Genomic DNA, 11577 nt, shown 5'->3' with positions numbered 1-11577 from the left:
ATACAAGCAAAAAGTGAGAGCATGGGAGCAAAACCTATACTGAATTCACTTGGAGAGAATCCTAAGTTCAAGTTATAAATGAGACAGTTGATTGAGAATATCGTGTAGAAATATAATTTTAGAGAAAAGTTTATAGAAAAGTTCCTATCTAAGAAATCAGGGAGAATCCGATACTTTACTTCAAGTCCTGCAAAGCGGCTCTCTTTGGGTTCCACTTTGAGTTTCTCTTTGAGTTGAACGATATCAAAATCAGCTTTTCCGAATATCAGTATCTTCATAAAAATACTTTATACACATAATTGCAGATAAACCATGTAAGATTTACGCAATACCGCACTGCTTTGCACATTCTATCATATATTAAAGCTGCTCAATGTCTTATGAACACAAAGAAACAAGCCACTCAAAACTTAATACAAAAAAACGATGCTGCATCAGAATATTCCGAAGCAGCATCGAATCTATCTCAAGCTTTCAGATAGTATAGAACTATATGAAATAACAATATTATTTTATCTTAAGGGCAAAGCCTCCTCCCGGAGCTAAATGGACTTTCAACTTACCACCCTTCTTTACCGGGAAAGACTCACACTTATAGTCACGACCATTCCGATGGGCATTCACACCATCTTTAAACAAAGTAGCATTATAAGATTTATCGCCCAGGAAAGAGCAGTCAACTTCAATATCACGTGCAGTCCAGTCTGTAATTCCACCTACATACCAGACATCTCCTTTCCGTCGTGCTGTCACAACATACTCTCCCATTTTACCGTCAAGAACGATACTTTCATCCCACACGGTTGGTATTTCAGCAATAAACGCTGTTGATTCCGGTTCACGCATGTAGTTGCTCGGAGTATCACACAACATATTAAAAGGAGATTCAAATATCATATACAGAGCAAGTTGACGGCAACGCGTTCCCTGACTCATCGGCTCCGAATAACAAGGATAATAATTACCTTTGGAAGCATTTCTCATCGCTCCCTGTGTATAATCCATCGGTCCGGAAACCTGACGAATAAAAGGAAGCATCACATCATACTTTACTTGATCTACCGAAGGAGCACTCCATTTCATCTGCTCCAGCCCATTTACTCCTTCGAAATTGAGCACATTCGGATAAGTACGATTCAAACCAGCCGGTTTATGAGTGCCGTGAAGATCGAGAATCAATTTATATTTAGCACACATTTCAGCAGCACGATAATTGAATGCGGTCATTTCCTGATCATCGCGGTCCATAAAGTCTACTTTGAAGCCCTTTACTCCCATTTCAGCATAATGACGGCAAACATTTTCCATATCCCGCTCGAACGCATGATAACCGGCCCAAAGAATAATACCCACATTTTTGGACGCCGCGTAATCCACTAATTCTTTCAGATCGATCTCCTTTACGACCTGCATCAAATCCGCCTGCAAATTCACTGCCCATCCCTCGTCAAGTATCACATACTCAATTCCGTTTGCAGAAGCAAAGTCTATATATACTTTATAAGTCGGATTATTTACTCCGGTAACAAAATCAACGCCATCCAGATTCCAGTCATTCCACCAGTCCCATGCCACCTTTCCCGGTTTAACCCACGAAAGATCACTCAGACGGGAAGGGGCACCCAGCAGGTAACTAAGATTGGTTGCGGCAAGATCTTTATCGGTTGTCGTAACCACAGCTATACGCCAGGGGAAGTTTCTTGGCTGATCCACTTTTGCAATGTAGTCTTCATGCTCCTTTACCAACATCTGAAGCTGATTGTGTCCACCCTGCACCGTACGTTTCGGATAAGGAGCGTGTTTACTGCTCAAACAGTTTCCACCTTTCTCGGCAGAAAGATAAAGTCCCGGATAATTCTCCAGATCAGACTCCGTGATACAAATCTTCACACCTTCGCCTGCATCCACCACCAACGGCAAAAACATCAGGCGTTGTTTATTCAGTTTCGACAGTTTGTCCGTTGTATACGTATTCTCGAAAGAATTAAAAAACTGTGAGTTATAATCACCATCTTTGCCGCTTCTTACATAAGGCACGGAGGCAACCATATCCGACGGGAAACAATAATCGGATACTTCATCTATAACGTGGAAAGGCTTTTTACCCCGATTGACAAACCGGTAGGCAATACCATCATTGTATGCACGAAACTCTACATTCCAGTCTTTTTTGAAACGCAATGTCAGTTCGTTATAATGATCTCTCAATTCGTTGGCACGGTAGAAAGGAGAAGGTATCATCTCGTCCACACTCTTTCTGGAGGTTCCGGATAATTTCGCTTTTTCTCCCCAGACATTCCCGTTATCCAATGTCATGGATATGGGAGAAGGAGCAAGAATCTGCCTGTTGTTGCAAGTGATATCATAAGTCAGCCGGTCACCTATGCTAATCGTCGTTTTCAGATTTCCATCGGGTGAGACCAGGGTAAACTGCTTTTGAGCTTGCAGTGAAAGCGTACACAATACGCATAATAACAATAGAATTGTAAGTTTCTTCATGGTTGTAACTATATATTAGATTTCAAAATAATTATTCCGCACTAAAGCGCTTCGTCTGTACATCACGACTATTCGTACCGATCATCACGTCAAACTCACCCGGTTCGTAGATATATTGCAATCCGGAGTTATAGAATTTCAGATCATCCTCCGTCATCACAAATTTCACTTCGCGGCTCTCTCCTTTCTTCAGGAAGATGCGTTCGAAACCTTTCAGTTCCTTCACCGGACGCGCTACCTCCGCATAAATGTCACGCAAATAGATTTGTACTGTTTCATAGCCGTCACAATCTCCTCGGTTGGTTACGGTAACGGAAGCTGTCAGAGTCCCGTTTTTGGGCAAGGTTTCCGAACTGAGTTGCAGGTCACCATATACAAAATCGGTATAGCTCAAACCGTAACCGAAAGGATAAAGAGGTTCGTTACTCTCATCCAGATAATTGCTGGCATATCGGTTGAAAACACGATTGTCCGGGTCCGGGCGTCCCGTATTCAGATGATTGTAAAACAGAGGAAGTTGTCCCACCGAACGAGGGAACGTAGTGGTCAACTTACCACTCGGAACGACTTTACCAAACAAAACATCGGCAACGGCATCTCCTGTCTCACTGCCTCCGAACCATACATTCAGAATAGCAGGAACATGTTCATTCTCCCAGTTCAACACCAAAGGACGACCGGTAAACAGAAGCAGCACCACAGGCTTGCCTGTTTTCACCAGTGCTTTCAACAAGTCCTGCTGAGCATCGGGAATCTCCAGATTAGTGCGGGAAGGGGACTCCCCACTCATTTCGGCACATTCGCCCACAGCAGCCACAATCACATCTGCACGGGCAGCCGTACGCAATGCTTCGGCCAACAATTGCTGATCGTTGCCACGTTCCAACGGACGGATGCCGACAGCTCCTTTTTCCATTTCCTCATCATAATACACATTGCTGCCTTTGGCATAAAGAATTTCTGCCTTGTCTCCTGCAGCCGACCGGATTCCTTCCAGCAATGTGCCATGTCCGGACGGAGTGCAAGTCATGCTCCACATACCACACATATTATTACGTGCATCTGCCATCGGACCTATTAAAGCTATTTTTCCTTTTTCCTCCAGTGGAAGAAGATTCTTTTCATTTTTCAGAAGGACAAACGTCTTTGCAGCAATCTCACGTGCAGCAGCACGATGATCAGCCGTATAAAGTTCTTTTTCTACACGCAGTGTATCGCAATATTTATACGGATCGGCAAATAAGCCCAGCTTATACTTGGCTTCCAACACACGGCGGCAAGCTGTATTAATTTGTGCTTCAGTGACTTTTCCTTCTTTCAGTGATTCTTCCAATGTATTCAGAAAGCCGCAGGAAACCATGTCCATATCCGTTCCCGCCTGCAAAGCGCGGACAGAAGCTTCCTCCAAAGGAGCTACCCCATGAACGGCCATTTCAGCAATGGAATTGTAGTCTGTAACCAAAAGTCCCTGAAATCCCCATTCGTCACGGAGTACATCTGTCAGCAACCATTTATTTGCCGTAGCCGGAATACCATCTACTATATTAAAGGAACTCATCACACTACCGACACCTGCCTCAACAGCAGCCCGGTAAGGAGCAAAATATTCATTATACATGCGCAGATGGCTCATATCGACCGTATTATAATCTTTACCGGCTTCTGAAGCTCCATAAAGGGCGAAATGTTTCACACACGAAAGAATTTCATCTCTTCCCTGCATATTATTCCCTTGATAACCACGCACATAAGCCTTTGCCAACAGTGATCCCAGATAAGGGTCCTCACCGCTTCCTTCGGCAATACGTCCCCAACGAGCATCCCGGCAGATATCTACCATCGGGCTGAATGTCCAGCAAATGCCATCCGCACTGGCCTCAATAGCAGAAATTCGCGCCATCTGCTGAACAGCCAACGTGTCCCAACTGCATGAGAGTGCCAACGGTATCGGAAAAATCGTTTCATAACCATGTATGACGTCCGCTCCGACTATCAAAGGAATCTTCAACTGGGTTTCTTCTACAGCCAGCCGTTGCAGGTCATAAATCTTTTTAACCCCTTTCACATTGAAGAAGCCACCTATTTCCTCTTTGCGAATCATATCGCCAAGCTCGGTATTCATCACAGAGCCTGTCACCAAATCGCCACCGGAAGGAAGGTTCAACTGTCCCAACTTCTCACGAATAGTCATTTTACCCATCAGATCCGTTATAAAACGATCCATTTCCGCATCTTTTCCTCCACCGGACGCCGAACAGGAAAAGAATGTTATGCCACAAAGGGCACCCAACACCAGATTTCTTATTTTCATAAGCTCTTCAAATTATTTATTTACTTTTCTGACTTAACCTTCTGTATAATAATGACTGTACCTGTCAGCAGCATCTATTTCGCCAAAGTTAACACTTCCTTCTAAATAATGAGACATATATTCACAAAATAGATTATTTATCTCTGCCAACTGATTCTATACTATAGACGGTTCAGAAAGAAAAAGCCACATTAATTCAGAGCTACAAATTTTCCATCTTTAATATAAATTGGTGTTATCACCGGATGTTCCGTTTGTGAATTAGGTGCATGGTAAGAAATCATCAACCTGCCTTTCAGGTCTTTGAACACCATCGCGTGTCCGCCATCATCGCTATTTAATGTTTCGGGTTCCTGTACCCAAGGTCCCAGAATGTCACCGGACGCTGATATCGCTTGTCCGATAGCATATTTTCCATCTTGCTTCCGGAAACTGGACCACAACATAATTAGTTTGCCGTCATCCAGGCGATGAATAAAAGGAGCATCCGTAACATAGCCCGTCACTCCGGAACTTGTAATAGTACCTGCCCAGGGAGCTTCTGAAGCTTTGAACAACAAATGCGGATCACCTTCGGTCGTCTTCAGATCTTTCGCCAGCCGTTGAGCATAAATCTCACCATCTACAGCCTCCAGCCACTCACGGCAGAACAGCAACCAGGGATTTCCTTCTTTATCGATATACAAAGAGCCATCCAGACACATCCAGTCGGAAGGAGTGATCGCTTTATTTACAAGCGGTGTAAATGGCCCCTTCGGGCTATCGGAAACCAAAATAGAAGTACCCCGCTTCACTCCTGTATTGCTGAAAGTGGTAAATAAATAATAGCGTCCTTCATATTCATACACATCCGGTGCCCAGAAATCCTGTTGTCCCCAAAAGTCACTTTTCGCTATAAAAGAATAGCCCTCATCTTTCCACGTTGACAAGTCTTTACTTTTATAAGCCCTGATTTTCAAGTTATTATTAAAATGAAGGTAATACATCGAAGTTTGCTTGTCGACCAGAATAAACGGGTCTCTCAAACGCAGACTCGATATAGGAATAGTGAAACTTTCTTCCTCCGCTTCACCCGGACCGGCAGAGGAAGTCTCCCCATCATCATTACTACAACTGACAATACATGCTCCCATCAACAGCAAGAGCGAAAGAATAGAATGCTTTAATTTTTTCATATCTCAATGATTAGTTAGTAAAATTCTTATTTACAATCCTATACCGGATAAACCGGGAGCTGAAGCCTGTATGCTTCATCGCTTTGCAGAAAAGCTACCTGCTACAACTCCCTATCTACTTACCTATTGAATACTGATAAATAAATTCATAATCAATAATGAGGATTCTGCTCAATATGAGAATTTTCAATAATGACCGAAGTAGGTATCGGGAACAGGAGATTCTTCTCTGAGAAATTACTGCTGTATTGCTTACCGGTTTCTACGTATTTCCCCATTCGAATCAAATCTTCCCTCCGTTTTCCTTCATACCAGAACTCCCAGCCTCTCTCTTTCAGGATCCAGTCTCGCAATGACTCCTTATCCGGAAAATCGGACAATTGCTTCATTACATCCTCTCCTCCTTCAGCAGCCTGTTCCATCGCTGTAAACTCTATCTCATCAATCCAAAGATCATAGCCGCTGCCTGAATTTCCCAAGGCAAGGAACAGGGCACAGTTTTTATCTTCCGTAGCCTTGCCTGTCTGCGTTGAGAATTCCTTAACTTCGCCAGCCTTCAAAGATATAGTTTCCATATGGCTCAATGGTCCTTCAATACGAATTTCAAACTGAACGTCTTTCGAGGCTTTCAGCTTCATCTTTATCGAATACTTGCGTCCTTTTGCCACCAAAGGCTCTGTCCGCATTTGCAAAGTCCAGAATTCCGTACCAGAAGATTCCACCTCCACATGCAAGCAATTTCCATTGTTCAACGTGTTGTTTTTATCCACATTATACTTCCAGGCAGATCCACCGGCCTGATCATAATTATTCATTGAGAATATACCTATTACATCATCGGCAAATTCCCCGTCAAAACTCTCTTTGAAAACGGGAGTCGCAGGCAGAGAAGTGCCGAAACCAAATGCACGTTTCCGGATATCATTAATCAAGTTAACGCTCTCCTGATTAGGACCATTCAGTTCATTCAATGCTTCTGCCTTAAACAACAACACTTCCGCATACCGATCGAGCACTTTGTCATTGCCTGCCCAAGTACCGGTGGCTTCAGGATCAATCCCATATTTCAAAGGCAGAGCTCCTACATCACCGCTTGCCCTCAAATCAATGGTAGCACCGGATTTTGAAGTATATTCGGCTTGTGCCAGAGCTCTTCTGCGATCATTTTCATCAAACGTATCATAGAACTCCCATGGCATCCGGTGTCCGGACCATCCTTCCACAATGTTTCCATGAGGTGAAGCATAGTCTCCCGGCAAGATATTGGCATAAGTATGATTACCATAATCGGCAAGCGGTTCCGCCCTCACGACAAACATCAATTCCTTATTGCCTTCATTCTGGGCAGAAAATATGCTTGCATAATCCTTTTCCAGTTCATAATAATTCAAACCGATTATTTCATTGGCTGTTTCCAAAGCATTCTGCCACAGTTTTTCGTGCATGTAATATTTCAGCAAATAATGAAGCGCAGCTCCTTTTGTGATACGTCCGTATTCAGCTTGTTCTATCGGAAGCGCGTCGGCGGCAGCCCGTAGTTCTGTTGTTATAAAAGTCCCGACTTCCTCTGCCGTCGGTCTATAAGGTTTATAATCCGGGTCCGGATTAATCGCCTGGTCGGCTTCCAGAATCATCGGCATAGGACCATAAAGCCTATATAAATCGAACATAAAAAATGCTCTGAGTGCCCGAACTTCCGCAATATACAAGTCTTTCACCGATTGTGTCACCGGAGACTCCTCCATTTTCGCTATTGTATAAGTGCAACGGGTGATATTAGGTGCCGTCCAATTATAGAATCCTTTCACCATCTGATCGGCATCCGTCCACGTGCCATTCAGAAAAGCAACCCATGACCATTTGGTAGTCCATTCTTCTGTTGAAACTTCGTCCATCACAAAAGAACTTCCATCGCAGAATAAATAAGGTCCCCAGCCTTTTTGGCGCAATTCATAATAAAGAGCAACAGTGGCAGCCGAAAGATCGGCAGGAGTACTAAACGCATTTCCAGTATCTACTACTCCGTACAAGTGAGGTTCCAAATTACCCTCACAGGCTGCAAACTGAATGCTTATAAATAGTAATATTAGTTTTTTGACAAATTTCTTCATGACATTCCAGTTTAAAATTTCACATCAAGCCCAAATGAAAAAGTTTTTTGTTGAGGATACGCCGCCCGATCGTTTTCGACTTCCGGATCAAGTCCTTTATATCCGGTAAACGTCAGCAGATTCTGACCGGAAAAGTAAAATCTTACTTTCAACTTATTTGCTTTAAACAGTCTGCTCAAATCATACCCTAACGTCACGTTCTTCAGACGCAAATATGTATTCTTTTCCCAGTTTGGAGCACCGTAACTATCATAGCTGTTCACCTCTCCACTAGGCATAGCAGACCCCATGTTATCGGAAGTCCAGCGATTTTTTATATCCGCCAGAAAGTTATTATTGTCTTTCAGGCGTTGAATGCCATTTCCACCATACACCCCATGTTCTACCTGGGTATAAGGATATGAATATCCGCCCACTGAAGCATAAAGATAGATATTCAAATCAAAGCCCTTATATCGGAAATCATTCGAAAAACCCATCGTAAACTTCGGTGCCCGTGTACCCAGATATACCACGTCTGCCTGATCTATTTTACCATCAGGCTTTCCCGTCAGATTCCCTTCCTCGTCGAGTCCGTTCACATCTTTATATTTGCGTTGTCCCGGCAACAGGTCCGGCATGGCAGAAGTATCTTCACCTGCCTGCTTTATACCGTCCGGAATCAATGTATAGATAGCACTCACCGGATCGTCTTCTTTCACATAAGGAGCCAGAATTACTTTCGGATCGCGTTCTTTCCATCTGTCTCGATAGGAAGTGTACGTCAAAGTCGATTCCCAATGCAACGGACCTTCCAGATTCACCGTATTCAATGTCAACTCAAAACCGGTACTTCTTGTTTTTCCAATATTGGACCATATACCGGTAGTGACAGCTGTATGCGGCAATGAACGCCAGCTCAGCAAGTCTTTCACTTCCTTAAAGAAAATATCGGCACTACCATTGATACGATTCCGGAAAAAGCCGAAATCCAGTCCGAAGTTAACTTCTGTGGTGGTTTCCCATTTCAAGTCAGGATTACCGAACTTTCCAAGGTTTACCCCGCGCTTTTCGACATCGCCCAGATAGTAATTTCTTCCTTCGAAGGAAAAATACTCGGAAGCGGCATCGTTAGGTAGATTCTCGTTACCTACCTGCCCCATGCTGACACGCAATTTAGCATCGGAAAGCCAGCTTACATCTTTCAGAAAATCTTCCTGATTCATTCTCCACGCAAATGCTCCCGAAGGAAAAAAGGCATAACGATTGTTCTTGCCGAAACGGTCGCTGCCATCAATGCGAGCTGTAAAAGTGAACAAATACTTGTCCTTGAAAGAATATTGAGCACGACCGAAATAAGAAGCCAGCACGTGTTTATTCTTGTAAGAACTGACAACCGGACGCGTTTCACCTGCCTGTAGTTTGTAATACATCAGTGCATCAGACATAAATCCCATAGCACGTGCATACGCTCCGTCATCATTCTGCACCTGATAGGAATATCCCAGCAAGGCAAGAAGTTTATGCTTCTCTTTGAAAGTCTTCTGAAAGTTGAAAACCATATCTGCCACATAATCTTCGCGGTTGGCGGAATTGATATTCGCGTCTCCATTCACACTACTTCCATATTTTGTAGTCATCGGATAATAACTATGCCGCACTCCGTCGCGAATATCCGCCCCGGCAGACAGTTTCAGCCAGAACACATCTTTTATAAAATAAAAATTCGTAAATGCTGTTGCCAGAAAGCGCTTGGTCTTTGTCTCATCCTCAATGTCCAGATAGGACAAGGGATGATTGAGTAATGCCTGTTTAGGGTCTTCAATCCATTTGCCGGTTGTAGGGTCTCTTTCTGCCTTCACTGTCGGGCTATAACTTAAAGCCGATTCAATAATACCTGCCGTACTGTCATATCCTCCCCCTAATGTCGCATTTTGATCGACTACATAAGAGGCTGTAGCAGAGATACCATAATCCCACCATTTAGTTATTTTATGATCCAGGTTATAGCGAAAACTGTAACGCTTGTAACCGGATGTCTTCACAACCCCTTTTTGGTCGAAGTAGTTCAAGGAAATCAATGATTTCATTTTCTCATTACCATAAGTGACTGTCAGGTTATGTTGCTGGATAAGCCCGGTACGGGTAATCATATCATACCAGTTCGTCCCTTTACCTGCTTTTGCTATTTCTTCATCTGTGTACACAGGTACATAAGGACTGACAGCACTCGGATCAGTATTTCCATAAGGATACACAAGGTTCTGCATTAAATACTGCTCTTTATAGTAACTGTTCTGAGTTGCCATCAACTCTCCTGCTGTCAACAATTCGGGACGTTTATTTATTGTCTGAAAAGACATATTCATATTATACTCAACTTTCGTATCCTGAGTACCTCTTTTTGTCGTAATCAATACAACTCCATTAGCACCCCGCGCACCATAAATGGCAGTTGCCGAAGCATCCTTCAAGATTTCAATGGATTCGATATCGTTAGGATTAATACTGCTCAAAGGACTGTTATTTCCGGCTGTCCACTGATTGCCGCTTCCCGGATTGACCCCTGCATTCACTATGGGAAAGCCATCGACAACATACAATGGATCGTTGCCGGCACCGGTGGAAGCCGCACCACGAATTAATACTTCCAGACCACCACCAGGCTGTGCACTTCCTTGTTTTACAGTAAGTCCTGCCGCACGCCCCATCAACATTTCCGAGAAGTTAGGTGAAGCTGTTTTATTGAGTTTCTCCGACTTTACAGAAACAATCGATGCATTCAGATCGCTCTTTTTCATAGTACCGTATCCCACTACTACCACTTCATCCAGCAGTTCCTGCTTTTCATACAAAACAATGGATAAATCGGTTTGATTTCCAACCTTCACCTCCAAAGGCTGATAGCCGATATAAGATAGTTCCAATACTGCTCCCGGCGATACTTCCAACGTAAACTTCGCATTCACATCTGATACAGTTCCGTTATTCGTCCCTTTTTCTTTTATAGTAACACCAATAATAGGCTCACCGTTCACATCGTTCACTGTCCCTGTTATCTTACGTTTTTTACCGTCTTTTGAAGTATTCTGTTTAGCTTGTCTTTTCTGAACAATTATATTCTTCCCTTTTACTTCATAAACAACGTCCTGTTCGTACAAAATCTGATCAATAGCCTCATTCAGTTCTTTTGCCTTTACGGTTATAATCTTCTTTGTATCCAGATCTCCGACTTTATAAACAAAAGAATATCCGCTCTTATTCTTCAATTGGGTCATTGCTTCTTTCACTGAAACGTTATCCATTTTCAATGAAACAGCCTGGGCCAGTATTGCTACATTAAGGCAAAACAGAGCCATGACCATTAATATGGCCTTCTTCCTGTAATTCATAAAATAAACAAATTATTAATTAAAACTTGAATAACTCGTTTTAAAAGAGATGTATTTTGCTAACTTTGCATATTCTCTTTTGAAAACATATTCACACTAGATGTTTGTTG

Annotated in this window: 6 protein-coding genes; all 6 read right to left on the bottom strand. The window is 43.0% G+C overall.

Features of this window, described 5'->3' with window-relative positions:
- On the bottom strand, window positions 1-278 hold a 278-nt coding region (locus HMPREF2794_RS29210), incomplete at its 3' end, for a hypothetical protein (protein ID WP_210403586.1).
- 229 nt (window positions 279-507) lie between these two features.
- Window positions 508-2499, bottom strand: coding sequence for a glycoside hydrolase family 97 protein (locus HMPREF2794_RS01020; RefSeq protein WP_070750650.1), 1992 nt, complete (start codon window positions 2497-2499; stop codon window positions 508-510).
- Between the two features lie 31 nt (window positions 2500-2530).
- Window positions 2531-4810 carry a beta-glucosidase BglX gene (bglX, locus tag HMPREF2794_RS01015; protein ID WP_070750648.1) on the bottom strand — a complete coding sequence of 760 codons (2280 nt, stop codon included), beginning with the start codon at window positions 4808-4810 and terminating at the stop codon, window positions 2531-2533.
- A gap of 191 nt (window positions 4811-5001) precedes the next feature.
- On the bottom strand, window positions 5002-5985 hold the full coding sequence (locus HMPREF2794_RS01010; protein WP_083311991.1) for a glycoside hydrolase family 43 protein: 984 nt from the start codon (window positions 5983-5985) through the stop codon (window positions 5002-5004).
- Window positions 5986-6137: 152 nt separating this feature from the next.
- Window positions 6138-8096 (bottom strand): RagB/SusD family nutrient uptake outer membrane protein, encoded by a 1959-nt coding sequence (locus HMPREF2794_RS01005; protein WP_070750646.1) that lies wholly within the window; start codon window positions 8094-8096, stop codon window positions 6138-6140.
- Between the two features lie 11 nt (window positions 8097-8107).
- Complete coding sequence (locus HMPREF2794_RS01000; RefSeq protein ID WP_070750644.1) at window positions 8108-11467, bottom strand: SusC/RagA family TonB-linked outer membrane protein; 3360 nt, start codon at window positions 11465-11467, stop codon at window positions 8108-8110.
- Between the last annotated feature and the right edge of the window lie 110 nt (window positions 11468-11577).

Origin of the sequence: Bacteroides sp. HMSC067B03, assembly GCF_001811315.1 — a bacterium.
Classification (GTDB): domain Bacteria; phylum Bacteroidota; class Bacteroidia; order Bacteroidales; family Bacteroidaceae; genus Bacteroides; species Bacteroides faecis.
This window is presented reverse-complemented; position numbering and strand designations above follow the sequence as displayed.